The sequence below is a fragment of the Paraburkholderia sp. WS6 genome (assembly GCF_030464835.1).
In the GTDB taxonomy this organism is placed as follows: Bacteria; Pseudomonadota; Gammaproteobacteria; order Burkholderiales; family Burkholderiaceae; genus Paraburkholderia; species Paraburkholderia madseniana.
On sequence record NZ_JALQCK010000021.1, the window covers coordinates 112,852 to 136,023 of the forward strand.

Genomic DNA, 23,172 nt, shown 5'->3' on the forward strand with positions numbered 1-23,172 from the left:
CGTGCTTGCTTACACCGGCTTGATGTTAGCAGCTTGCTTGCCCTTCGGGCCCGTCTTCACTTCAAACGTAACCTTTTGGTTTTCTTGCAGCGTCTTGAAGCCTTCCGTGCGGATTTCCGAGAAATGCGCGAACAGATCTTCGCCGCCGCCGTCCGGCGTGATGAAGCCAAAGCCCTTTGCGTCATTGAACCACTTGACGGTACCGGTTTCCATATTACTTGTTCCTAAAGATGGTAAATAAGGCCGAAGCCCAATGGGTGCGCATGAAAATCAAGGAAGGGGGTAATGGGACCAACCGGAGTACCGTTGATGGGCGAACTACGAAAGACCAATTCACTCGCCGCTTGAAATCCTGCCCGAACGTTATACGGCGATTTCGGGCGAAGGTCAACACTCTTGTCCCAACTTTACAAGATTTTGATGGATTGGCGTAAAAATTGCTTACAAAGCTTGCTATTCGTCCGAGAATTTTGCTAGGGAGAACCCTTGGTTTCGCTGCAACGTTGGGGTGCAACCGTTAAACTACGCGCCGCGCGTCGGTTGCACCTGATTTTGGGCCGTCGCGCACGCATGCGCGTCACCCCGTACCCAACGCCACAAGCGATGTCACGCGGTGTCGGCATGGTTCAGATGCAATCTGCATGGGACCGGAGTAAGTGCTTAAGCACCGGTTCCGGCCGACATAGGAGAAGATGTGAAAAGTTCTATACAACGGAACATCGGACCGGTCGCGCTGTTGCTGACCGGCTTGGGTTCCATCATCGGATCGGGCTGGCTGTTCGGCGCGTGGAAGGCTGCAAAAATTGCCGGGCCGGCTGCCATTTGTGCATGGGTCATCGGCGCGGTGGTGATTCTCGCGATTGCCTTGACCTACGCAGAACTCGGCGCGATGTTCCCGGAGTCCGGCGGCATGGTGCGTTACGCGCGCTATTCGCACGGCGCGCTGGTTGGGTTCATCAGTGCATGGGCCAACTGGATCGCCATTGTCTCGGTGATTCCAATCGAGGCAGAAGCATCCATTCAATATATGAGCACCTGGCCGTATCCATGGGCGCATGCGCTATTCGTGGATGGGTCATTAACGACCAATGGGCTATTGCTGTCCGCGGCCCTCGTGATCATTTACTTCCTGCTGAATTACTGGGGCGTGAAGCTGTTCGCGCGCGCCAATTCGGCGATCACGGTCTTCAAGTTCCTGATTCCGGGTGCGACGATCGCTGGTCTGATGCTGTCGGGGTTCCACAAAGAAAACTTCGGCGAAGTGAGTACCTTTGCGCCGTACGGCTGGTCGGCTGTGCTGACAGCAGTGTCGACGAGCGGCATCGTGTTCGCCTTCAACGGCTTCCAGAGCCCGATCAACCTCGCCGGTGAAGCGCGCAATCCGGCCAGAAGCGTGCCGTTCGCGGTGATCGGCTCGATCCTGCTGGCGCTGGTGATCTACGTGCTGCTGCAGATCGCGTACATCGGCGCGGTGAACCCGGGCGATGTGATGAAGGGCTGGAGCCACTTCAACTTCGCTTCGCCGTTTGCCGAACTGGCCATCGCGCTGAACCTGAACTGGCTGGCTATCCTGCTGTACGTCGACGCGTTCGTCAGCCCGAGCGGTACCGGCACGACTTACATGGCGACCACCACCCGCATGATCTACGCGATGGAGCGCAACAACACGATGCCAAAGATGTTCGGCAACGTGCACCCGTTCTACGGCGTGCCGCGTCAGGCGATGTGGTTCAACCTGCTGGTGTCGTTCATTTTCCTGTTCTTCTTCCGTGGCTGGAGCTCGTTGGCGGCGGTGATCTCGGTCGCGACCGTGATCTCGTACCTGACTGGCCCGATCAGCCTGATGGCGCTGCGCCGCGCGGCGACGGATCTGGAGCGCCCGCTGCACATTCCGGGCATGAAATTCATTGCGCCGTTCGCTTTCGTGTGCGCGTCGCTGATCCTGTATTGGGCGAAGTGGCCGCTGACCGGCGAAATCATTCTGTTGATGGTCGTCGCGCTGCCGGTCTACTTCTATTTCCAGGCGAAGTCGGGTTTTGGCGGTTGGGGGCGTGACCTGAAGGCTGCATGGTGGCTCGTGGCCTACCTGCCGATCATGGCGATTCTGTCGCTGATCGGCAGCAAGGAGTTTGGCGGCCACGGCCTCCTGCCGTACGGCTGGGACATGCTGGTGGTGGCCGTGTTCTCGCTGGTGTTCTACTACTGGGGCGTGAATAGCGGCTACCGTTCGGAATACCTCGAAGAACGGCAGACGCACGACGAAGTGCTTGAAGGCATAGGCGCACACTAAGGTGCTGCGCTGAGCCCTTCGCCGGATCGCCGGATCGTCATGATTCGGCCGAGTACGAAAAAAGCCCGCCTGAGTTGCTCAGGCGGGCTTTTTTGTTGGGTGCGCTTCGACCTTGGTTCGGCGTTGCACAGGCGTCGAGTCAGGCGGTGCCGAACACGTAATTCGTCATGGCGAGCGAGCGCTGATAGGTTCCGAGCGACTGAATCGCCAGCGAATAATCGTCGTCCGCCGCACCCAGTGCCGCGAACACGGGCAGCAGGTGCTCGTCGGTCGGATGCATCAGCACCGCGTGCGGCGCCTGGCGGCGGTAGTCGAGCAACGCGTCGATGTCGTGCGCGGCGAGCCTGGCCTCGAACCAGTCGGTGAATTCGGCCACACGCGGATCGGCATCTCCCGGGCGCGCGGAAAAATCCGCAGCGCGCAGGTTGTGCGTGATCTGCCCCGAGCCGATCACCATCACGCCGTCATCTTTCAGCGAGCGCAGCGCGCGACCCACCCGGAAGTGATGGGCGGCGTCCATGTGCGGCTGGATCGACAGTTGCGCGACCGGTATGTCGGCTTCCGGGAACATCAACAGCATCGGCACCCAGGCGCCATGGTCGAGCCCGTGCGGCTGGGCGTCGGCAAGGATGCCGTGTTCGCCGAGCAGCACCGCGGCACGGCGCGCCATATCGGGCGCGCCGGGAGCCGGGTACTGAATCTCATACAACTGGCGCGGGAAGCCGTAGAAATCGTGGATGGTCTCAGGCGCCGTGGACGTGCTCACCACCGGTTGCGCCGTGCCCCAATGGGCCGACAGCATCAGCACGCTCTCAGGGCGCGGCAATTGCGCCGACAGTGCGCCGAATTCGGCGGACGGCAGGGAAGGGTCGATCGGCAGCGTAGGTGCGCCGTGGGAGAGGTAGAGCGACGGTAAGCGATTCATGGCAGCAACGCCGCCGCGGGAACGCGGCGCGGAAGTAGGGTTGGTATCAATATAGGTCTCTACCGATGTTTGATAAACGGGTAAAAACGGAATTGATTGTGTCGCCGGTGTTGTTAATCGCGATGGAGCGATTGTGGTGCGCCGCTCGCTAGGCCGTGGCAATGCATGGCGCCTGCCTTCGCGTCACGCGCGGCGGCAGTATGTCGTCCTGCGAATTATTCCTGCGTGCCGCGCAAACCTTGCCACGCCGGCGACATGGCCGGCCCCAATGCGAATAGATCCAGCACGCGCGCCACCGTGTGATCGACCATTTCGTCGATCGTCGTGGGCTGGTTATAGAAAGCAGGCAAGGGCGGAAAGATCACGCCGCCCATTTCGGTGACGGCCGTCATATTGCGCAGATGCGCGAGGTTTAACGGCGTTTCGCGCACGAGAAGCACGAGCCGGCGGCGCTCTTTGAGCGTGACATCGGCGGCCCGGGTGATCAGGTTGTCGGAAAAACCGTGTGCGACGCTTGCCAGCGTCTTCATCGAGCAGGGCGCGACCACCATGCCCTCGGTCGCAAACGAGCCGGACGCGATGCTCGCGCCGACGTCGCGCACCGAATGGACGACATCCGCGAGCGGATGCACGTCTTCTTTGCTCAACTGGAGTTCGTGCTGGATATTGAGCCACCCAGCGCTCGAAATCAGCACATGGCTCTCGACGCCGCCCAGCCTGCGCAAAGTCTCAAGCAACCGGATGCCGTAGATGGCGCCGGTCGCGCCGGTAATCGCAACGATCAGCCGGCGTGGCGCCGCAGCACGTGTTTCCATGGCTCGCGGCGCCTTATCGGAGGACAACAACGGTTCGGACAGCGGCCGCTTAAGCCGCGGCGAACAGTTGCTGCAGTTCGCCCGATTCGTACATTTCCATCATGATGTCCGAGCCGCCGACGAATTCGCCCTTCACGTAGAGCTGCGGAATGGTCGGCCAGTTCGAGAACTGCTTGATGCCCTGGCGGACTTCGTCGTCTTCGAGCACGTTGACGGTCTTGATTTCGCCGACGCCGCACGCCTTCAGGATCTGGATGGCGCGGCCGGAAAAGCCGCACATCGGGAACTGGGCGGTGCCCTTCATGAAGAGCACGACGTTGTTTTCGTCGACGATTTGCTTGATGCGTTGTTGCGTATCCATGACTGACCTTGCGGTTCCGTTATGTGTAGGGAATAGGCTGAAATGATAGCGGATTTCGGTAAGACCGGCCGAGGGCCGCTTTGCCACCTCAGCGATTAGGGCCATTTATCGAGGTCAGCCGGGCCATCGTCCGCCGCTGATTCGCTCGATGCCGGCGAGATCCTGCTCCGAGCGGACTTGCGTAAAACCCTGCACCGTCAGTAGACCGCGCACGGCTTCCGCCTGATCGTACCCGTGTTCGATCCACAATACGCCGTTGGCGGCCAAACGTGTGGGCGCGCCCGCGACGATCTTGCGGATCGCGCTGAGGCCGTCGGCTTCGTCGGTGAGCGCGCCGCGCGGTTCGAAGCGCAGATCGCCTTCCGACAAATGCGGATCGCCGCTCGCGATATACGGCGGATTGCTGACGATCACGTTAAAGCGCAATGCTGCGTCGAGCGAGCTGTACCAGTCGCTTTGCTGCAGGTCCATGGCCCCACCGGGGCGTTTGGCATCCAGCAGGCGCGTGGCGTTGCGCGTGGCCACCGCCAGTGCTTCGGCGGAACGGTCCAGCGCCCAGACCTGCGCGTCGGGCCGCATCGACGCAATGGCCACGGCAATGGCGCCGGTGCCGGTACCCAGATCGAGCACGCGCGGGCGCGAGATGTTTTCCATCGCAGCCAACGCAGTTTCGACTAGCAATTCAGTTTCGGGACGTGGAATCAGCACGTCCGGCGTCACGTCGAAATCAAGCCCGAAAAATTCACGCGCGCCGACCAGTTGGGCTACCGGCTCACCCGCGACACGCCGTGCCTCCAGAGCCCGGTATCGTTCGATTACCGGGCCGTCGAGCTCCTCATCGCTGCGCGTAATCAATTGCGTATGCCGCCAGCCGAGCACGTGCGTGAGCAGAATCCGCGCTTCGAGTGACGGCAGTGGCGAGGCGCGCAACAGCGCGGCAGGTGTGACCAGGTCCATTCGCGCTTAGTCCGCGTCGCCCAGCGATGCCAGCAACTCGGCCTGATGCTCGCTGACCAAGGCCGCGATCAATTCGTCGAGATCGCCGTCCATGATTGCGTCGAGGCGATACAGCGTCAGATTGATCCGGTGATCCGTCAGACGCCCTTGCGGGAAGTTGTAGGTACGAATCCGCTCCGAGCGATCGCCCGAGCCGATCAGACTCTTACGCGTCGCGGCTTCCTTCTGCTGCTGCTCGTGCGACTGCTTGTCCTTGATGCGCGCGGCCAACACCTTCAGCGCACGATCCTTGTTTTTGTGCTGCGACCGGTCGTCCTGACATTCGACGACGATGCCGGTCGGCAAGTGCGTCACCCGCACGGCCGAGTCTGTCTTGTTGATGTGCTGCCCGCCCGCGCCGGACGCGCGGAACGTGTCGATGCGCAGATCGGCCGGATTGATTTCGACTTCGCCGATTTCGTCCGCTTCCGGCATCACCGCGACCGTGCACGCCGAAGTGTGAATGCGGCCCTGCGTTTCGGTGGCCGGCACGCGTTGCACGCGATGGCCGCCCGACTCGAACTTGAGCTTGGAATAGGCCGCTTCGCCGGCGATTCGTACGATTACTTCCTTGTAGCCGCCGAGGTCCGATTCGCTCGCCGACATCATCTCCACTTGCCAGCGATTGCGCTCGGCAAAGCGCAGGTACATGCGCAGCAAATCGCCCGCGAATAGCGCCGATTCGTCGCCACCTGTGCCGGCGCGGATTTCGAGGAAGATGTTGCGGTCGTCGTTCGGGTCTTTCGGCAGCAGCATTTTTTGCAATTCGGCGCCGAGCTTTTCCATCCGCTCACGTGCGGCGCGAATTTCTTCTTCCGCAAAGTCGCGCATCGACGCGTCCGCCAGCAGTTCCTGCGCGGTCGCCGCGTCGTTCATCGCCAGGCGCCACAGCGCGTAATGCTCAACAACCGGCCCGAGCTCGGCGTGTTCACGCGTGAGCTTGCGGTATTGGTCGAGATTCGAGGTGATGTCCTCGCGGCTCAACAGGTCGTTCAGTTCGGCCAGCCGGGTAGTGAGCTGGTCGAGCTTGCGTTGCATGCTCGTTTTCATCGGACGGGTATCGGAGCGGACTCCGGCAAAGACGACGACTAGGGGAGTGGGCAGATGCCCTGGTCAGAAGCATGTCGCGGGCCACTCAGTGTGGCGCGGACGGTGCGGCGGTGGCTACGCCGCTAACGCTCCGTAGAACCGGAGTGTTTGTAGAAACCGCTCATCAATTCGATGAGCGTGTCACGGTTCTCGCTGCTCGCGCGATTGAGCGCGTGCGTGGGGCCGTGGATCAGTTTGTTGGTGAGCGATTGCGACAACGCTTCGAGCACCGCTGCCGGGTCCTCGCCGCGTGCGAGCATTTTCTGCGCGCGCTCGACTTCGGCGCGACGCAGCACGTCGGCCTGTGTATGCATGTGGCGGATCACCGGCACGATGCTGCGTGCGTCGAGCCATTGCATGAAGTTCTGCACACGTGTTTCGATGATCGCCTCGGCCTGCGCGACCGCGGCTTGCCGCGACGCATTGCCTTCGCGCACGATCGCGCCGAGATCGTCGACGGTGTACAGGAATACGTCTTCGAGCTTACCGACTTCGGGTTCGATATCGCGCGGCACGGCCAGATCGACCATGAAAATCGGCCGGTGACGGCGCGCTTTCACGGCCCGCTCGACGGCGCCCAGACCGATGATCGGCAAGGTGGACGCGGTGCACGACACGATGATGTCGAACTCGTGCATGCGGGTGGGCAGTTCCGAGAGCGGAATGGCCCGGCCGTTGAAGCGTTCAGCGAGGCGGGTGCCGCGCTCGGCCGTGCGATTGGCGACGACGAGTTCGCGTGGCTGCTGCGCCGCGAAGTGCGTCGCGCACAACTCGATCATTTCGCCCGCGCCGATGAACAGCACGCGCTGGTTTGAAATCTTGTCGAAAATCCGCTGTGCGAGCCGCACGGCGGCTGCCGCCATGGAAACCGACTGCGCGCCGATTTCCGTCGTGCTGCGCACTTCTTTCGCAACGGCGAAGGTGCGCTGGAACAACTGGTTCAGATAGGTGCCGAGCGCGCCGGCCTCGGACGCCGTGCGTACCGCGTCCTTCATTTGTCCGACGATTTGGGTCTCGCCCAGCACCATCGAATCGAGTCCCGAGGCAACGCGGAACGCGTGACGCACGGCTTCCGACTGCGGCAGCGCGTAGACATGCGGCGCGAGTTCGTCGACGGGGAGGTTGTGGTACTTCGAGAACCACTGGATCGCGGCTTCACGCACGGCCTGGTCGTCGGTCGCGCAGTAGAGTTCGGTGCGGTTACAGGTGGACAGAATCGCAGCTTCCGGCGCCGTGCGGGCGGTGCGGCCAAGCCAGACGCTCTTGAAGGTGTCCAGTGCAGGCTTGATCTGTTCGAGCGGAAACGCCACGCGTTCGCGCAAGGCGACAGGCGCAGTGTGGTGATTGATTCCGATCGTTAGAAGCTGCATATGGGGAGCTATGGTTTAGCTCAATATTATAGCGTTTCCACAATTCTTACATTGTGGATGCGTCACCCGGCCTCCACAATGGCGTCCGGCGGGATGGCGTCGAGCTGGTAGCCATAGCCGTAGAGCGGTGTCAGGCAGTACCCGTGCTCGGGTCGCAACTGCAACTTGGTCCGCACGCGCGATGCATGGGTGTCGACGGTGCGCGACTGTACGTCGCGGCGGCGAGTCCAGACCGTTTCGAGAATATGCGCGCGCGACACCGGCCGTGACAGATTGGAAAACAGCAGCAGCGCAAAGCGGAACTCCTTCGGCGTCAGGGCGACCGTCTGATTACGGAAGCTGACGGCGAACTGCGCCGCGTCGAACGCATAGCCACCGATCGTGTCGCGCCGCCGGTTGGACGGTCGCCGCAGGCCCGCGCGCCGTAGCAGCGCGTCCACTCGGGCCAGCATTTCAGGGCCGCGGACCGGTTTGTTCAGACAGTCGTCGGCACCGGCGTGCAGCACGGCGACAATCTGGCTCTCGCGTGGCTCCGACAGCAGCACGATCACCGGCAAGTTCGGCAGGATCGAGCGGGCGCGCGGAATCAGGTCTTCGGCGCAATGGTCGCCGGCCCAGTTTTCAGTGATGAGAAGATCGAAGAATTCGTCGGCGGCGCGATGAAGAAACGGCGTGCTCGCTGTGAAGTGCTGGCACGCATGGCCGCCGGCAAAGATCAGCCGGCCGACCAGGGTGGCGTGCCGTAAATCCGGCTCGATAAGGGCGATTCGCATGGCACGCTTTCAGCTTGGCAATTACCCGGACTAGGTTTCTCCGTAAGGCTTACAGCTTGCCTAACATCACCCCGACCCCTAAACTCAACCGCTATGCGGAAAGCGCCGTGCTGAACCTCTATAGTTAATGAGACAAAAATGCTATCTGTGTTGGCTCCTTGCGCCCATGAGACGAATCTGAAACTGCGCGAGACCTGGCGCTAATGGGGTGGCCCGGAATCCTGGTGCTGGGCGCGGTGATTGGCCTGGCGGGTTGGTGGCTGCATCCGCTGCGCCGCTCGAGCCGCGCCTTATGGTGGGTGGCGCTCCTGACCGGCGTGCTGGGCGCGGGTGTTGCGCGCATGGCCGGCAACGTGGTTGGTCTCTTTCATGATGGCGATACGCTCGAATGGCCGGTATGTACCGCCGTCGCGCTGATCGCCGTTGCCGTGACGGTCGGCTTGCTTTCCCGTCGATGAATACTTGCAGGTGACTCCGATGAATGCCCGACTCCCCGAAACTTCCTCCATCCCCGAACGGCTCGCGACATTGCGCAATGCGATGGCACGCGAAGGTGTAGCCGCCTATCTGGTGCCGTCCTCAGATCCACATCTTTCCGAATACCTACCTGGGCGCTGGCAAGGCCGGCAGTGGTTGTCGGGCTTCACCGGCTCGGCCGGCACGCTCGTCGTGACCGCCGATTTCGCTGGCGTGTGGACCGACAGCCGCTATTGGGAACAAGCCAACGCACAACTGGCCGGCACCGGCGTTCAGTTGATGAAGATGACCGGCGGCCAGCAGACGGCGCCGCATTTTGAATGGCTTGCGCAGAACGTCGCGACCGGCGATACGGTCGGCGTGGACGGTGCCGTGCTGGGTGTGTCGGCGGCGCGCGCTTTGAGCCAGGCGCTTTCCGCGCACGGCGTGAAGCTGCGCACGGACGTCGATCTGTTCGACGCGATCTGGCCGCAGCGCCCGTCGCTGCCCGTCGCAGCCGTGTTCGAGCATGCCGCGCCGCACGCGAGCGTCGCCCGTTCGGAAAAGCTCGCGCAGATTCGCCGTGCGATGGCGGAAAAGGGCGCGCAGTGGCACTTCATTTCCACGCTCGACGACCTCGCATGGCTTTTGAATCTGCGCGGCGCCGACGTCAGCTATAACCCGGTGTTCGTGGCGCACGCGCTGATTGGTCCGGAAAGCGCGTCGCTCTTCGTCGCCGACGGCAAGGTGCCGCAAGCGCTGGCCGATGCGCTCGCACGCGACGGCATCAGCGTCGAGCCCTACGCGAAGGCGGCAGAAGCGCTGGTCGCGCTGCCGGCCGGCAGCACGCTGCTGATCGACCCGCGCCGCATTACCTATGGCTCGCTGCAGTCGGTGCCGGCCACGGTGAACGTCGTCGAGGCGGTCAATCCGTCCACGTTCTTCAAGTCGCGCAAGACCCAGGCAGAAGCGGAGCATGTGCGCGAGACGATGGAACAGGACGGCGCGGCGCTCGCCGAATTCTTCGCGTGGTTCGAAGGCGCGCTGGGTCGCGAAACGATCACCGAACTGACGATCGACGAGCGCCTGACGGCAGCCCGCGCACGCCGTCCGGGCTTCGTGTCGCTGAGCTTTGCGACGATCGCCGGCTTCAACGCGAACGGTGCGATGCCGCACTACCGCGCGACCAATGAGTCGCATTCGGTGATCGAGGGCAACGGCCTGTTGCTGATCGATTCTGGCGCGCAGTATCTGAGCGGTACGACCGACATCACCCGCGTTGTGCCGGTCGGCACCATCAGCGAGGCACAGCGGCGCGATTTCACGATCGTGCTGAAAGGCACCATGGCGCTGTCGCGCGCGAAATTCCCGCGCGGCGTCCGTTCGCCGATGCTCGACGCGATCGCCCGCGCGCCGATCTGGGAAGCCGGCGCCGATTACGGTCATGGCACCGGTCACGGCGTGGGCTATTTCCTGAACGTGCACGAAGGCCCCCAGGTGATTTCGCACTACGCGCCGGCCGAACCGTGCACCGCGATGGAAGAAGGCATGATCACCTCGGTCGAGCCGGGTATCTACCGGCCGGGCCAGTGGGGCGTGCGGATCGAAAACCTGGTGCTGAACGTGAAGGCGGAGAAAACCGAGTTCGGCGATTTCCTCAAGTTCGAGACGCTGACGCTGTGCCCGATCGATACACGCTGCCTCGACCTGTCGCTGTTGCGTGACGACGAGCGTGCATGGCTCAACGCCTATCACGAGATGGTGCGCACGCGCCTGTTGCCGCATGTGTCGGGCGAGGCCAAGGCGTGGCTCGAGTTGCGTACGCAAGCTATCTGATCTCATCGCCACGACCTTACTGACGGAGCGTGCATGGCCATCAAGGCAGTCGTGTTCGATTTCGGCGGCGTGCTGATCGACTGGAGCCCCGAGTACCTGTATCGCCAGTTGATCCCTGACGAAACGCAGCGCCGCTGGTTTCTGACGCACGTTTGTTCGATGGATTGGGTGATCCGTCAGGACGGTGGTCAGCCGATCGTCGAGGGGACAAACGAGCTGATCGCGAAGTTTCCCGATCACGCGTCACTGATCCGCGCGTTCTACGAACGCTGGCACGAGATGGTGCCCGGTGTGCTGGAAGCGGGCGTGGCGATCATGGAAAAGCTCGAAGCGGTCGATGTGCCGCTCTTCGGGCTGACGAACTGGTCGGCGGAGACGTTTCCGTATGCGTGGGAGCATTTCCCCGTGCTGCGGCGCTTCCGCGACATCGTCGTGTCGGGCCGGGTGAAGCTGGTGAAGCCCGATCCGGCGATCTTCGCGGAAATGCGTCAGCGGATCGAGGCGCAACTGCCGGGCATCCAGCCGGGCGAACTCGTCTTCATTGACGACAATCTGAAAAACGCCGAGGCCGCGACGACACTCGGCTGGCAGGGTGTGCATCACACGAGCGCCGCAAAAACGGAAGCAGGACTGCGCGAATTGGGCTTGCCGGTCTAAGCGCGAGATGCCGCGTTCCGGGGATGCCGGTTAAAGCGGCGACGCATGGCGCGTCTTCGCTTTAATGGCACCGCCTGCGTCGGCCCAAGTCTGCCTACTGACCGAGCAGATTTTTCAACGCGTTACCCAATCCTTTCACTGTCTCCCCGGCGCCCTTCGCCAAGCCTTCGACGCTCACGCCCATCGCTTTCGCAAAACCGGCGCCAAGGCGCGTCATCAGACTTTCCTGCACCGAAAACTTCGGGTCGCGCAAATTCCCATCCAGTACGAAATGTAGCGTGATGTCGCCGTTGTGCATCTTGAGTGCGGCGATGGCGGCTTGGGTCGGAATCGACATGAAGGTGTCGAGCGGGTTGTCGCTGTCGGCGAGTTGCAGATGGTGGATCGTCACCGTGCCGGGTGCATGCAGTTGAAAGTTGCGCACCGTCGAGTCGACTGTCAGGTCGACCGTGCCGCCCGTCACTTGCGCCTTCGCGCCGGTTTTTTTCAACAGGTACGGATCCAGCATGACAACATCGACGCCGCGTAATGTGCTGGTGGTCTGCGAATCCTTGCTGGCAATCTTGATCCACCCGCCGAACGAAACGGTGCCAGTATGCGTTGGGCCCTTGATCGAGCCGGTGACGTTGACATTGGTCGGTTCGGTGAGCGCGGGCAGATGCAGGTGATCGACAGTTGCGTTGGCGTTGCTGACCGTCACTTTGAATGCCGGTGGGCCGACCGTCATGTCGTAGAAATGAAAGTTGCCTTGCTCGAAGCTAACGTGATCGACCAGTTTTTCGCGGGAGCCGGGGGTTGCCGCGCCGCCGGCTTCCTCGTCGTTCGAGCCGTTGATCGGGCCGTTGATCGATTGCCGCAGATTCGGCATCAGGCGGATCGCACCGTCCTTGGTTCGCAGCACGGCAATGTCGAAGCCGCGCACCATCACGCTGCGAATATGCATGCGCCGCGCGAGCAGATCGCGGATGTCGGGCGTGATGGTGATTTCGTCGGCACGTAGCGGATCGCCGGCGGGCCAGCCGGGCGGCGCCTTGAGCAGAACGTTGGTGAGATGGACGGAAGTGAGGCCGACCCGGATGCTTTCGGCGCTGCCTAATGGTCCGAGCGCCACAATGATGCGTTCTTTGACTTCGCGCTGCGCGAACTGCAGCGCACCGACCGCGACGACGATCAGCACCAGCAGCAGGCCACCTGCGGCAATCGCCCAGCGCTTGGCCTTCGACATCGCCATGCTTGCCTCCTCGTCGCCGCGCTGGGCGCGGTGTGGGTGTGATCGGCCGGTTTGTGCGCCCGTTGGACGCACAGTTATTTGATAGGGCGGAGTTCCTGCATCCCGCCGGGACGACGTGTATCACCGCCGTGGCACGCAAGGCGTGTGCCCTACCACCTATCCGGCAAACGCACGGTAATTGCGGCGTACAACGATGAGCAAAATGACCGGGCAAATGGCCGGCAAAACGCGCCGACCGGGCGGTCAGCAAAGCGGTCTACAAAACTTCAGCAATAAAAAGACCCGCAAAACAGCCCGCTCATCAACCAACGAGCGGGCCGCCAGCCTAGCGATTTATCGCGCGATCGGCTTGTAACGCAGACGCTTCGGACGTGCAGCTTCTTCACCGAGGCGGGCACGCTTGTCAGCTTCGTATTCCTGGTAGTTGCCGTCGAAGAACGTGATTTGCGAATCGCCTTCGAACGCCAGGATGTGCGTCGCGATCCGGTCGAGGAACCAGCGATCGTGCGAGATCACCATGACGGAGCCGGCGAATTCGAGCAACGCGTCTTCAAGCGCGCGCAGCGTTTCGACGTCCAGGTCGTTCGACGGTTCGTCCAGCAGCAGCACGTTGCCGCCCGCGATCAGCGTTTTCGCCAGATGCAGCCGGCCGCGCTCACCGCCCGACAGATTGCCAACGGTCTTTTGCTGATCGCCGCCCTTGAAGTTGAAGCGGCCGATGTACGCGCGCGAAGGCGTTTCGTACTTGCCGACCGTCAGCACGTCCGCACCACCGGAGATTTCTTCGAACACGGTCTTCGAGCCGTCGAGTGCGTCGCGGCTTTGATCCACGTACGCGAGCTTGACCGTCGGGCCTTGCACGATCTCGCCCGAATCCGGTTGTTCGCGGCCGGTCAGCATGCGGAACAGCGTCGACTTACCGGCGCCGTTCGGCCCGATGATGCCGACGATCGCGCCCGCCGGAATCTTGAAGCTGACGTCGTCGAGCAGCAGACGGTCGCCGTACGATTTTCTGACGTTCTTGAACTCGATCACCTCATTACCCAGGCGGTCGCCGACCGGGATGAAGATTTCCGAGGTCTCGTTGCGCTTCTGGTAGTCCTGGCTGTTCAGTTCCTCGAAGCGGGCGATACGCGCCTTCGACTTTGCCTGACGGCCCTTCGGATTCTGGCGCACCCACTCCAGTTCCTTCTTGATCGCCTTCTGACGCGCCGATTCCGACGACTCTTCCTGCTTCAGGCGCTCTTCCTTCTGGTCGAGCCAACTGCTGTAGTTGCCCTTCCAGGGAATGCCGTGACCGCGGTCGAGTTCGAGAATCCACTCGGCTGCGTTATCGAGGAAGTAGCGATCATGGGTGACGGCGACGACGGTGCCCGGGAAGCGTGTGAGGAACTGTTCGAGCCAGTCGACCGATTCCGCGTCCAGGTGGTTGGTCGGCTCGTCGAGCAGCAGCATGTCCGGCTTTTCGAGCAGCAGCTTGCACAGCGCGACGCGACGCTTTTCGCCGCCCGACAGATGTTCGATCTTCGCGTCCCATGCAGGCAGACGCAGCGCGTCGGCGGCGATTTCGATCTGTTGTTCGGCGCTGCCGTCGGTGGTGGCCAGAATCGCTTCGTACTTCGCCTGCTCGGCGGCGAGTGCGTCGAAATCGGCGTCCGGTTCCGCGTAAGCTGCGTAGATTTCGTCGAGCTTCTTTTGCGCGCCGAAGACGTCGCCGAGACCTTCTTCGACCGCTTCACGCACCGTCTTGGTCGGATCGAGCTTCGGTTCCTGCGGCAGATAGCCGATGTTCAGGTTCGGCATCGGCGTGGCTTCGCCCTCGATGTCCTTGTCCACACCGGCCATGATGCGGATCAGCGTCGATTTGCCCGAGCCGTTCAGGCCGAGCAAACCGATCTTCGCGCCGGGGAAGAACGACAGCGAGATGTCTTTCAGGATTTGACGCTTGGGCGGCACGATTTTGCCGACCCGGTTCATGGTGAAGACGTATTGGGCCATTTGCTTGCAATAGACGTTGACGACGCCGGCCGCGTGGGGGCGGGCGGTCGTGGGTGGATGGGTAATGGGTGTTGTAGCCGGGCGGTGCGCCCGGCGCCAGCCGGCGCGGCGTCGAACTCGGCGTCGAACTTCGCGACGCCCCGCGCGCGGGCGGGTTGTGCAGATGGCATTGTACTTCGGGGCGGGGGTGGGGCGGCAGAGGGCACCCCTCGCGACGTCAGTTCGCGCGCCGTCCACTCCCCGGATCGAAGAAATGCAGATGCTGCGCGGGCAGCGAGACTTGCAGCGCTTCGCCAGCCGGGGGGCGGTGCGTGTGCGGCAGCCGCACGGTCACGTCGTGCTTGCCCCAGCGACCGTGCGCGAGGTTGTCCGCGCCGAGCAGTTCGCAGGAATCGACGGTCAAGGTGGCGTTGGATGCGTCCGCTTGACCCGGCGTCATGTGCTCGGGGCGAATGCCGAGCGTCCACTCGCGGCCCTTCGCAACTTCCCGGCCGATCGACGCCACGCCTGTAAGCGGCAGTTTCGGACCGTTGCCAGCCACTTCAAACGTCAAGCCGTCATCCGACACGCGGCCTTCCAGCAGATTCATCCCCGGTGAGCCGATGAAGCTCGCGACGAACACCGTCGCCGGCCGCTCGTAGACCTCGGTCGGCGCGCCGATCTGCTCCGCGTGACCCTTGTTCATCACGATTACGCGTTGCGCCAGCGTCATCGCTTCGATCTGATCGTGGGTGACGTACAGGCTGGTCGTGGCAAGCCGTGCATGCAGGCGCTGGATTTCGAGGCGCATTTGCACGCGCAGGCGTGCATCGAGATTGGACAGCGGCTCATCGAACAGAAACACCGCCGGCTCGCGCACGATCGCGCGGCCCATGGCGACGCGTTGTCGTTGCCCACCGGACAACTCGCGCGGCTTGCGTGCGAGCAGCGGTCCAAGCTCGAGAATCTGCGCCGCAGCGTCCACGCGCTTCGCAATCTGCGCGCGGTCGACGCCTGCGATCTTCAGCGCGTAGCCCATGTTCTCGGCGACGCTCATGTGCGGATACAGTGCGTAGTTCTGGAACACCATCGCAATGTTGCGATCTTTCGGCTCCAGCCGATTGACCACTTTGCCGGAGATCGAGACGGTGCCGTCGGAGATGCCTTCGAGCCCGGCCACCATCCGCAGCAAGGTCGATTTGCCGCAACCCGACGGACCGACCATCACGACGAACTCGCCGTCCGAGACGTCCACATCGATGCCGTGCAACACGAACTGTTTGCCGTCGTAGGTCTTTTTAACGCCTTGCAGAGTCAGTGCAGCCATGCTGTTTTAGCCTTTTCGTTGCTTGCCGCGCGTGCCACGCTTTGCGCGGCGTTCTTTATTTGTCCAACGCCGAAGCTCGCCCAAGCTGCGCGAGTTACTTCTCCGAGTCCACTAGTCCGCGCACGAACCAGCGCTGCATCGTCAGCACGACGGCGAGCGGCGGCAGCATCGCGAGCAGCGTCGCGGTCATCACGAGATGCCATTCGGTTGCGGTATCGCCGGAGGCGATCATGCTTTTGATGCCGACCACGGCCGTGGTCAGCGATTGCTGGCTCGTAATCAGGATCGGCCACAGATACTGATTCCAGCCGTAAATGAACGTGATGACAAAGAGCGCCGCCATATTCGTTTTCGACAGCGGCAACACCACGTCCCAGAAGAAACGCATCGCGCCCGCACCGTCGATACGCGCCGCTTCCATCAGTTCATCGGGCAGCGTCATGAAGAATTGCCTGAACAGGAACGTGGCAGTGGCCGATGCGATCAGCGGCAACGTCAACCCGCTATACGTATTGCTCATATGCATCGACGACACAACCTGCACAGTCGGAAAGATGCGCACTTCGACCGGCAGCATCAGCGTGACGAAGATCAGCCAGAACGAAAGATTGCGAAACGGAAAGCGGAAAAACACGATCGCATACGCGGAGATCATCGAGATGGCGATCTTGCCGATCGAAATCACCAGCGCCATGACGAGGCTGTTGAACAGCATGCGGCCGAACGGCGCCGCCGCATTGCCGCTGCCTTGCGACCAGACCGTCGCGATGTTCTCGAACAGATGCGTACTCGGCACCAGCGACAGCGGCACGCTGAACACCTCGTGCTCGCTCATCGTCGCCGCGCAAAAGGCGACGTACACCGGAAACACCACCAGCACGACGCCGAGAATCAGCACCGCATGGCAGAAGAGGTCGAAACCGCGGCGGTTCTCGATCATGAGTATTGAACCCTGCGTTCGATGAAGCGGAATTGCACGACCGTCAACGCGACGACGATCACCATCAGGATGACGGACTGCGCACCCGAGCTGCCGATGTCCAACCCCTGAAAGCCTTCGGCGAAAATCTTGTAGATCAGCGTGCGGGTGGATTGCGCCGGGCCGCCGCCGGTGGCGGCGTCGATCACCGGGAAGGTGTCGAAGAACGCGTAGGTGATATTGATCACCAGCAGGAAGAAGCTGGTCGGCGAAAGCAGCGGCAGGGCGATGCCGAAGAAGCGCCGCACCGGACCGGCGCCGTCGATGGCCGCCGCTTCGATCAGTGAGCGCGGAATCGCCTGCAAGCCGGCGTAGAAGAACAAAAAGTTATAACTGACCTGCTTCCACACCGAAGCCAGCACCACCAGAAACATCGCCTGGCCCGCATTCAATGCGTGATTCCAAACGATGCCGTACTTGGCGAGCGCATAGGTGACGAGGCCGATGCTCGGATTGAACAGGAACGACCACAACACGGCGGCGATCGCGGGCGCGACCGCATACGGCCAGATCAGCAGGGTCTGATAAGCCTTGGCGCCGCGTGTCACGCGATCCGCGCAGACCGCCAGCAGAAGCGAAATCACCAATCCGAACACGGTGACGAGCGCACAGAAAATCAGCGTCGTATTGAACGACGACAGGTAAAGCGGATCGGCGAACAACTGCTTGAAATTGGCAAGCCCGACAAACTCGCTCGACGTGCCGAACGCGTCCTGACTCTGCGTGGATTGCCACAGCGCTTCGCCTGCCGGCCACAGAAAGAACAGCAGCGTGATCAGGAGTTGCGGCGCGACGAGCAGGTAGGGCAGCACGCTGGTGCCGAAGCTGGAGCGCTTTTCCATCGAAGTTTCCTAGGTTCTGCTGCAACAACAGGTTTCGGTGCGAGCGCACCGAAACCTTGCCGGTTCGTGCTTAGTTAGTTACCGGCTTTCTCGAAGCGGCGCAGCAACTCGTCGCCACGCGACACCGACGAATCGAGTGCTTGTTGCGGCGTCTTCTTGTCCGCCCACACCTGTTCGAGTTCTTCGTCGATCACGGTGCGGATCTGCGGCATGTTGCCCAGACGCAAGCCCTTCGTGTACGGCAGGGGCGGCTTGTTAAGCATCTGCTTGATCGCGGTATCGCTGCCCGGATTCTTCTCGTAGAAGCCTTGCTGCTGGGTCAGCTGATACGCGGCGGTTGTGACCGGCAGATAGCCGGTGTCCTGGTGCCACTTCGCGGCAACCGGCGCCGACGACAGATAAGACATGAATTTCGCCACGCCCTTGTACACCGCCGGATCTTTACCCGACAGCACCCACAGGCTCGCCCCGCCGATGATCGCGTTCTGCGGCGCGCCCTTCACGCTGGCGTCGTACGGCATCATGCCGGTGCCAAAACTAAACTTCGCGTACTTCTTGATCGTGGCAAGCGAGCCCGACGAGTTCGTGATGATCCCGCAGTCACCGCTATAGAACTTCGACACCGGTTCGTCCTTGCGGCCGACGTACGTGAAGGTGCCTTCCTTCTGCATGTTCTGCAGGAACTGGATGTGCGCGACCTGCAGCGGCTTGTTGAATTCGAGCTGCGCGTCGGCGCCGTCGAACCCATTGTTCTTCGACGCGAACGGGGCGCCATGCCAGGCGCTATAGTTTTCGAGCTGAATCCAGCTCTGCCAACCCGACGAATAACCGCACGCCATGCCCGACGCCTTCAGCTTCTGTGCGTCCACCTGCAATTCGGCCCAGGTTTTCGGCGGCTGATTCGGATCGAGCCCGGCTTTCTTGAACGCGTCCTTGTTGTAGTACAACACCGGCGTCGAGCTGTTGAATGGCATCGAGATCAGTTCGCCGGTCTTGGAGTCGCTGTAATAGCTGGCGATGGTCGGCACGAAGGCCTTTTCGTCGAGCGGTACGCCGGCTTGCTTGAATACTTCCGAGACCGGGATCACGGCTTTCTTCGCCTGCATCATTGTCGCGGTGCCGACTTCGTAGACCTGCAGAATGGCCGGCGCGTTGCCGCTGCGATAAGCCGCGATGCCGGCGGCGAGGGTTTGGTCGTAGCTGCCCTTGAACACCGGTACGATCTTGTAGTCGCTTTGCGACGCGTTGAACGCGTTGGCGATGTCGTTCAGACGCTCACCGAGGGCGGCTTCCATGGCGTGCCAGAACTGGATTTCAGTGGCGGCATGGGCTGCCTGGCTAATGCCGAGGCTCAGCACGGCGGCAACGGAAAGTGAACGGAATAACGGCTTGCAACGCATCGATTGATCTCCTTTGTCGACCGGAGTTAGCGCTTTAGCGCTTACTCCGGTCCCATGCAATTGATTGCTGACGGAACGGGCGCAGATGGGAATCGCGCGATTCTATTTGTGTTCGATGACAGTCCGGCGTCAGGTGCCTGGCGGAGGCCCGCCTTTTGACAGGCGCCGACTGCCGCAATTTAACATCGGCTGTCACGAAACGGAAACAATGCACGGATGATCAGCGTGCTTATTAATCAGGATTCCAGATGCAGAGTTCAGTACGATTGGCGGTTTTCGGCTCGATAGCGAGTCTCATCCTGCTCGCGGGATGTGCACTGACGCCCGCCACGACGAATGACGGGGCGTCGACGGTGACCTCGTTGCCGAAGATCATCGCGCATCGCGGCGGCACTGGCGACGCGCCCGAAAACACGCTTGAAGCGATTCGCCTGTCGATCGCCCATCATGCCGACGCAATGTGGCTCACGGTTCAGTTGAGCAAGGACGGCGTGCCGGTGTTGTACCGCCCGGCCGATCTGTCGGTATTGACCGACACGAAAGGGCCGGTGTCCGCATTCACGGCGGCAGAACTCGCGCGTATGAACGCCGGCTGGAATTTCCGCCGTGGCGACGCGTATCGCTACCGTGATCACCCGATTGGTATTCCGACGCTGCGGCAAGCGTTGCAAGCAATTCCGCCCGCCATGCCGATCATCCTCGATATGAAAGCGCTGCCCGCCGCGCCGCAGGCGCTGGCGGTGGCACGTGTGCTGGACGAAGAAAACGCGTGGCCGCGCGTATCGATCTATTCGACGGAAGCGGACTATCAGCAGAGTTTCGCCGTGTATCCACATGCCAAGCTGTTCGAGTCGCGGGACACGACACGGGCGCGGCTCGTGCGCGTGCTGCTCAACCAGGGCTGTGTGGACGCGCCGGCTGAACACACCGCCACGGCGTTCGAATTGCACCGGCAGATGACGGTGGTGGAAAAATTCACGCTTGGCGAGGGACGCTCGGATGTGCAGGCAAGCTTGTGGACGCCCGCGACGGTCGCGTGCTTCCGGCAGAAGCCCGATGTGCGGATCGTCGCGATCGCGGTGAACGACCCGGACGATTATCGGGCGGCGGCCTGTCTGGGGATCGACGCGGTGCTGGTCGATTCGCCGCTGCAGATGGCGGCAGTCAAGGCAAGTATGGCTATGCCGCTGCGATGTGAGGCCCGGCAGGGGGCGCAGAGCAGGCAATAAAAAAGCCCGCATTTCGCGGGCCTTCTTCTTCCATTACGGCGGAGTTCAGCCTTTCGCTGGCCACCGCCTGACGCCGAGGCGAAGCCTCAAACGTTGAACAGGAAGTTCATCACGTCGCCGTCATGGACGACGTATTCCTTACCTTCCGCACGCATCTTGCCGGCTTCCTTCGCGCCTTGTTCACCTTTGTAGGTGATGAAATCGGTGAAGCCGATCGTCTGCGCGCGAATGAAGCCGCGCTCGAAGTCGGTGTGAATCGCGCCTGCTGCCTGCGGTGCCGTGTCGCCGACATGGATCGTCCATGCGCGCACTTCCTTCACGCCGGCCGTGAAGTAGGTTTGCAGGCCCAGCAACTTGAAACCCGCGCGGATCACGCGGTTCAGGCCCGGCTCGTGCATGCCCATATCGGCGAGGAACACTTCCATATCCGCTTCTTCGAGGTCGGCGATTTCCGCTTCGATCGCGGCGCACACCGCAACGACCGGCGCGTTTTCCGCTGCCGCGAACTTCGACACCGCGTCCAGATGCGGGTTGTTCTCGAAACCGCCTTCCTTCACGTTGGCGACGTACATGGTCGGCTTGGCGGTGATCAGGCAGAACGGCTTGAGCGTGGCCTTTTCTTCATCCGACAGGTCGAGCGCGCGGACCGGCTTGGCCTGGTCGAGTTGCGCGCGCACCTTTTCCAGCACGGCGGCGTTCTTGATGGCTTCTTTGTCGTTACCCGACTTGGCGGCCTTCGAATAGCGCGACAGCGCTTTTTCGACGGTCGCGAGGTCGGCCAGCGCCAACTCGGTGTTGATCACTTCGATATCCGACAGCGGATCGACCTTGTTCGCGACGTGGATCACGTTGTCGTCTTCGAAGCAGCGCACCACGTGCGTGATCGCATCGGTTTCGCGGATGTTCGCGAGGAACTGGTTGCCCAGACCTTCACCCTTGCTCGCACCGGCCACGAGACCGGCGATGTCGACGAATTCCACCACGGCCGGCAGGATGCGCTCCGGTTTGACGATTTCGGCGAGGGCCTTCAAACGTGCGTCCGGCACTTCGACAATGCCGACGTTCGGCTCGATCGTGCAGAACGGGTAGTTTTCGGCGGCAATACCCGCCTTGGTCAGCGCATTGAACAGGGTGGACTTGCCGACGTTAGGCAAGCCGACGATGCCGCATTTGAGGCTCATGGAAATCCTTCAGTGAATCAGTAAGTTGCGTGATGCGCTCGACGCTGTGTGCAGGATTCGGAAAGCCTTCGCGTTTGGCGGGGCGAAGCGAGTGCAGCGGAGCGGGACAAGACACCAGACCGGGGCGTTGCCTCGACGATTCTGGGCGAGTTTTGTCACGAAAAACGCAATTGTAACCCGTTCGGGTGGGGTCCTTGATCTGCCTGCGGTAAAGCGGGGCGCTCGATCCGTCCCCCGCAACCCCCGCGGCTATAATGCGCGGATGAACGCACACCACCAGACCTTTGATGCCGCCGTGATCGGTGGCGGGCTCGTCGGCAAGACCGCGGCGCTGGCGCTGACGCAAGGCGGACTGCGCGTGGCGCTGCTCGCGCAACCCTGTGCGGCGCTGGCCGCCGGCGCCACCTTCGACTCGCGGGTCTACGCGCTGTCGTCGAGTTCACAGGCTCTGCTGGAGCGGTTGCGGGTCTGGCAGGCGCTCGATCTGTCCAGGCTCGGACCCGTCTACGACATGCGCGTCTATGGCGATGCGCATGCTGAACTCCACTTTTCCGCGTTTCAGGCGTCCGTGCCGCAACTGGCGTGGATCGTCGAGTCGTCGGTGATCGAGCGCGCACTGGATGCCGCGCTGCGTTTCCAGCCGAATCTCACCTGGATCGACACGCGTGCGCAGGCGCTCGACTTTACCGTGGATGGCGCGAGCGTCGGTCTCGTCAACGGCAACGTGCTCGAGGCCGATCTGGTGGTCGGCGCCGACGGGGCGCATTCGTGGGTGCGCGCGCAGATTGGCTCGAAAATGGACCGGCGCGACTACAAGCAAACCGGCGTGGTCGCGAATTTCAAGGCCGAAAAGCCGCACAGCGAAACCGCTTACCAATGGTTCAGGGACGGCGAAATCATCGCGCTGCTGCCGATGCCGGACGGCCACGTGTCGCTGGTCTGGTCGGCGCGCACCGAGCATGCCGAGCAACTGCTCGCGCTCGATCCGGCGCAACTCGCGGCTGAAGTCGAGCGCGTGACGGGCGAGCAGTTCGGCGCTTTGGAATGCGTGACGCCCGCGCAAGGCTTCCCGCTCGCGCTGCAAACCGTCGATAAGCTCGTGGCGCCGCACGTCGCGCTGGTTGGCGATGCCGCGCATCTGATTCACCCGTTGGCGGGCCAGGGCATGAACCTCGGTTTGCGCGATGTCGCGGCGCTTGCCGAGACGGTCGCCGGCAAGGAAGCGTTCCGTGATCTCGGCGACATGGTGCTGCTGCGCCGCTACGAGCGTGCCCGCCGCGAAGACATCCGCGCGCTGATGATCGCCACCGACGGCCTGCAAAAGCTCTTCTCGGCGCCCGGTCCGTTTGCCAAGGTATTGCGCAATACCGGCATGGCATTTGTCGGCGCGCAGCCGTTCATCAAGCGCTGGCTGGTGTCGGCCGCGCTAGGGTAAAGC

22 protein-coding genes are annotated in these 23,172 nt (G+C 62.2%); 7 read left to right on the plus strand and 15 right to left on the minus strand.

Annotated elements, in window-relative coordinates; all coding sequences use genetic code 11:
- Positions 1 to 9 precede the first annotated feature (9 nt).
- Positions 10 to 213 carry a cold-shock protein gene (locus tag M0D64_RS24330; protein WP_007180251.1) on the minus strand — a complete coding sequence of 68 codons (204 nt, stop codon included), beginning with the start codon at positions 211 to 213 and terminating at the stop codon, positions 10 to 12.
- 481 nt (positions 214 to 694) lie between these two features.
- Between M0D64_RS24330 and M0D64_RS24335 the strand changes: the two genes are divergently transcribed.
- Positions 695 to 2,290: an APC family permease gene (locus M0D64_RS24335; RefSeq protein WP_168435728.1), complete on the plus strand. Its 1,596-nt coding sequence runs from the start codon at positions 695 to 697 to the stop codon at positions 2,288 to 2,290.
- Between the two features lie 139 nt (positions 2,291 to 2,429).
- Here the strand turns inward: M0D64_RS24335 and M0D64_RS24340 are convergent, their stop codons facing one another.
- The 7 genes from M0D64_RS24340 to M0D64_RS24370 all read right to left on the minus strand — a co-directional run bounded on the left by M0D64_RS24340 (position 2,430) and on the right by M0D64_RS24370 (position 8,619).
- Positions 2,430 to 3,215: a class III extradiol ring-cleavage dioxygenase gene (locus M0D64_RS24340; protein WP_154561032.1), complete on the minus strand. Its 786-nt coding sequence runs from the start codon at positions 3,213 to 3,215 to the stop codon at positions 2,430 to 2,432.
- A gap of 215 nt (positions 3,216 to 3,430) precedes the next feature.
- A complete protein-coding gene (locus M0D64_RS24345; protein ID WP_266259556.1) occupies positions 3,431 to 4,030 on the minus strand; it encodes a UbiX family flavin prenyltransferase in 600 nt (199 codons plus the stop codon).
- A 49-nt stretch (positions 4,031 to 4,079) separates the two neighbouring features.
- Complete coding sequence (gene grxD / locus M0D64_RS24350; RefSeq protein WP_012434475.1) at positions 4,080 to 4,391, minus strand: Grx4 family monothiol glutaredoxin; 312 nt, start codon at positions 4,389 to 4,391, stop codon at positions 4,080 to 4,082.
- Positions 4,392 to 4,505: 114 nt separating this feature from the next.
- Positions 4,506 to 5,348 carry a peptide chain release factor N(5)-glutamine methyltransferase gene (gene prmC, locus M0D64_RS24355; protein WP_266259557.1) on the minus strand — a complete coding sequence of 281 codons (843 nt, stop codon included), beginning with the start codon at positions 5,346 to 5,348 and terminating at the stop codon, positions 4,506 to 4,508.
- A 6-nt stretch (positions 5,349 to 5,354) separates the two neighbouring features.
- A complete protein-coding gene (gene prfA / locus M0D64_RS24360; RefSeq protein WP_093643504.1) occupies positions 5,355 to 6,437 on the minus strand; it encodes a peptide chain release factor 1 in 1,083 nt (360 codons plus the stop codon).
- A gap of 122 nt (positions 6,438 to 6,559) precedes the next feature.
- The gene (hemA, locus tag M0D64_RS24365; RefSeq protein WP_266259558.1) at positions 6,560 to 7,846 is read right to left on the minus strand and encodes a glutamyl-tRNA reductase; all 1,287 of its coding nucleotides are present in this window, start codon (positions 7,844 to 7,846) and stop codon (positions 6,560 to 6,562) included.
- Between the two features lie 62 nt (positions 7,847 to 7,908).
- Positions 7,909 to 8,619, minus strand: a complete 711-nt coding sequence (locus M0D64_RS24370) for a response regulator transcription factor (protein WP_266259559.1) — start codon at positions 8,617 to 8,619, stop codon at positions 7,909 to 7,911.
- 203 nt (positions 8,620 to 8,822) lie between these two features.
- Between M0D64_RS24370 and M0D64_RS24375 the strand changes: the two genes are divergently transcribed.
- The 3 genes from M0D64_RS24375 to M0D64_RS24385 are packed head-to-tail and all read left to right on the plus strand — an operon-like array spanning position 8,823 to position 11,568.
- Positions 8,823 to 9,077 carry a hypothetical protein gene (locus M0D64_RS24375; RefSeq protein ID WP_154561042.1) on the plus strand — a complete coding sequence of 85 codons (255 nt, stop codon included), beginning with the start codon at positions 8,823 to 8,825 and terminating at the stop codon, positions 9,075 to 9,077.
- A gap of 19 nt (positions 9,078 to 9,096) precedes the next feature.
- The gene (locus tag M0D64_RS24380) at positions 9,097 to 10,911 is read left to right on the plus strand and encodes an aminopeptidase P family protein (protein WP_154561044.1); all 1,815 of its coding nucleotides are present in this window, start codon (positions 9,097 to 9,099) and stop codon (positions 10,909 to 10,911) included.
- A 33-nt stretch (positions 10,912 to 10,944) separates the two neighbouring features.
- Positions 10,945 to 11,568 carry an HAD family hydrolase gene (locus M0D64_RS24385; RefSeq protein WP_266259560.1) on the plus strand — a complete coding sequence of 208 codons (624 nt, stop codon included), beginning with the start codon at positions 10,945 to 10,947 and terminating at the stop codon, positions 11,566 to 11,568.
- Positions 11,569 to 11,662: 94 nt separating this feature from the next.
- Here M0D64_RS24385 and M0D64_RS24390 read toward each other — a convergent pair whose 3' ends face one another.
- Positions 11,663 to 12,799 (minus strand): DUF748 domain-containing protein, encoded by a 1,137-nt coding sequence (locus M0D64_RS24390; RefSeq protein ID WP_266259561.1) that lies wholly within the window; start codon positions 12,797 to 12,799, stop codon positions 11,663 to 11,665.
- A 193-nt stretch (positions 12,800 to 12,992) separates the two neighbouring features.
- Here M0D64_RS24390 and M0D64_RS24395 point away from each other — a divergent pair, with 193 nt between their 5' ends.
- The gene (locus tag M0D64_RS24395; RefSeq protein ID WP_154561050.1) at positions 12,993 to 13,154 is read left to right on the plus strand and encodes a hypothetical protein; all 162 of its coding nucleotides are present in this window, start codon (positions 12,993 to 12,995) and stop codon (positions 13,152 to 13,154) included.
- Here the strand turns inward: M0D64_RS24395 and ettA are convergent.
- The 5 genes from ettA to ugpB form a co-directional block, all read right to left on the minus strand.
- Positions 13,133 to 14,797, minus strand: coding sequence for an energy-dependent translational throttle protein EttA (gene ettA / locus M0D64_RS24400; RefSeq protein WP_154561052.1), 1,665 nt, complete (start codon positions 14,795 to 14,797; stop codon positions 13,133 to 13,135). The genes M0D64_RS24395 and ettA overlap by 22 nt on opposite strands.
- Before the next feature lie 217 nt (positions 14,798 to 15,014).
- The gene (locus M0D64_RS24405; protein WP_266259562.1) at positions 15,015 to 16,103 is read right to left on the minus strand and encodes a sn-glycerol-3-phosphate import ATP-binding protein UgpC; all 1,089 of its coding nucleotides are present in this window, start codon (positions 16,101 to 16,103) and stop codon (positions 15,015 to 15,017) included.
- A gap of 94 nt (positions 16,104 to 16,197) precedes the next feature.
- The gene (gene ugpE / locus M0D64_RS24410; protein WP_266259564.1) at positions 16,198 to 17,043 is read right to left on the minus strand and encodes a sn-glycerol-3-phosphate ABC transporter permease UgpE; all 846 of its coding nucleotides are present in this window, start codon (positions 17,041 to 17,043) and stop codon (positions 16,198 to 16,200) included.
- Positions 17,040 to 17,924, minus strand: a complete 885-nt coding sequence (gene ugpA, locus M0D64_RS24415; protein WP_054036671.1) for a sn-glycerol-3-phosphate ABC transporter permease UgpA — start codon at positions 17,922 to 17,924, stop codon at positions 17,040 to 17,042. The genes ugpE and ugpA overlap by 4 nt, the downstream gene beginning before the upstream one ends.
- Before the next feature lie 74 nt (positions 17,925 to 17,998).
- Positions 17,999 to 19,324, minus strand: coding sequence for a sn-glycerol-3-phosphate ABC transporter substrate-binding protein UgpB (gene ugpB / locus M0D64_RS24420; protein WP_266259565.1), 1,326 nt, complete (start codon positions 19,322 to 19,324; stop codon positions 17,999 to 18,001).
- A 248-nt stretch (positions 19,325 to 19,572) separates the two neighbouring features.
- Here ugpB and M0D64_RS24425 point away from each other — a divergent pair, with 248 nt between their 5' ends.
- Positions 19,573 to 20,553 carry a glycerophosphodiester phosphodiesterase family protein gene (locus M0D64_RS24425; RefSeq protein WP_266259566.1) on the plus strand — a complete coding sequence of 327 codons (981 nt, stop codon included), beginning with the start codon at positions 19,573 to 19,575 and terminating at the stop codon, positions 20,551 to 20,553.
- Between the two features lie 86 nt (positions 20,554 to 20,639).
- Here the strand turns inward: M0D64_RS24425 and ychF are convergent, their stop codons facing one another.
- The gene (gene ychF / locus M0D64_RS24430) at positions 20,640 to 21,734 is read right to left on the minus strand and encodes a redox-regulated ATPase YchF (RefSeq protein WP_154566637.1); all 1,095 of its coding nucleotides are present in this window, start codon (positions 21,732 to 21,734) and stop codon (positions 20,640 to 20,642) included.
- A gap of 262 nt (positions 21,735 to 21,996) precedes the next feature.
- On the opposite strand from ychF, the gene M0D64_RS24435 reads away from it, so the two are divergent.
- A complete protein-coding gene (locus M0D64_RS24435; RefSeq protein ID WP_266259567.1) occupies positions 21,997 to 23,169 on the plus strand; it encodes a UbiH/UbiF family hydroxylase in 1,173 nt (390 codons plus the stop codon).
- Positions 23,170 to 23,172: the final 3 nt, after the last annotated feature.

Excerpts from the sequence above, each read along its gene's own strand:
- prfA (WP_093643504.1), bottom strand. The coding sequence starts at position 6,437 with ATGAAAACGAGCATGCAACGCAAGCTCGACCAGCTCACTACCCGGCTG.
- M0D64_RS24370 (WP_266259559.1), bottom strand. The coding sequence starts at position 8,619 with ATGCGAATCGCCCTTATCGAGCCGGATTTACGGCACGCCACCCTGGTC.
- M0D64_RS24345 (WP_266259556.1), bottom strand. The coding sequence starts at position 4,030 with ATGGAAACACGTGCTGCGGCGCCACGCCGGCTGATCGTTGCGATTACC.
- ugpA (WP_054036671.1), bottom strand. The coding sequence starts at position 17,924 with ATGGAAAAGCGCTCCAGCTTCGGCACCAGCGTGCTGCCCTACCTGCTC.
- ugpE (WP_266259564.1), bottom strand. The coding sequence starts at position 17,043 with ATGATCGAGAACCGCCGCGGTTTCGACCTCTTCTGCCATGCGGTGCTG.
- hemA (WP_266259558.1), bottom strand. The coding sequence starts at position 7,846 with ATGCAGCTTCTAACGATCGGAATCAATCACCACACTGCGCCTGTCGCC.
- grxD (WP_012434475.1), bottom strand. The coding sequence starts at position 4,391 with ATGGATACGCAACAACGCATCAAGCAAATCGTCGACGAAAACAACGTC.
- M0D64_RS24390 (WP_266259561.1), bottom strand. The coding sequence starts at position 12,799 with ATGGCGATGTCGAAGGCCAAGCGCTGGGCGATTGCCGCAGGTGGCCTG.
- M0D64_RS24330 (WP_007180251.1), bottom strand. The coding sequence starts at position 213 with ATGGAAACCGGTACCGTCAAGTGGTTCAATGACGCAAAGGGCTTTGGC.
- M0D64_RS24340 (WP_154561032.1), bottom strand. The coding sequence starts at position 3,215 with ATGAATCGCTTACCGTCGCTCTACCTCTCCCACGGCGCACCTACGCTG.
- prmC (WP_266259557.1), bottom strand. The coding sequence starts at position 5,348 with ATGGACCTGGTCACACCTGCCGCGCTGTTGCGCGCCTCGCCACTGCCG.
- M0D64_RS24380 (WP_154561044.1), top strand. The coding sequence starts at position 9,097 with ATGAATGCCCGACTCCCCGAAACTTCCTCCATCCCCGAACGGCTCGCG.
- M0D64_RS24385 (WP_266259560.1), top strand. The coding sequence starts at position 10,945 with ATGGCCATCAAGGCAGTCGTGTTCGATTTCGGCGGCGTGCTGATCGAC.
- M0D64_RS24405 (WP_266259562.1), bottom strand. The coding sequence starts at position 16,103 with ATGGCTGCACTGACTCTGCAAGGCGTTAAAAAGACCTACGACGGCAAA.
- M0D64_RS24425 (WP_266259566.1), top strand. The coding sequence starts at position 19,573 with ATGCAGAGTTCAGTACGATTGGCGGTTTTCGGCTCGATAGCGAGTCTC.
- M0D64_RS24395 (WP_154561050.1), top strand. The coding sequence starts at position 12,993 with ATGAGCAAAATGACCGGGCAAATGGCCGGCAAAACGCGCCGACCGGGC.
- M0D64_RS24435 (WP_266259567.1), top strand. The coding sequence starts at position 21,997 with ATGAACGCACACCACCAGACCTTTGATGCCGCCGTGATCGGTGGCGGG.
- ugpB (WP_266259565.1), bottom strand. The coding sequence starts at position 19,324 with ATGCGTTGCAAGCCGTTATTCCGTTCACTTTCCGTTGCCGCCGTGCTG.
- M0D64_RS24375 (WP_154561042.1), top strand. The coding sequence starts at position 8,823 with ATGGGGTGGCCCGGAATCCTGGTGCTGGGCGCGGTGATTGGCCTGGCG.
- ychF (WP_154566637.1), bottom strand. The coding sequence starts at position 21,734 with ATGAGCCTCAAATGCGGCATCGTCGGCTTGCCTAACGTCGGCAAGTCC.
- ettA (WP_154561052.1), bottom strand. The coding sequence starts at position 14,797 with ATGGCCCAATACGTCTTCACCATGAACCGGGTCGGCAAAATCGTGCCG.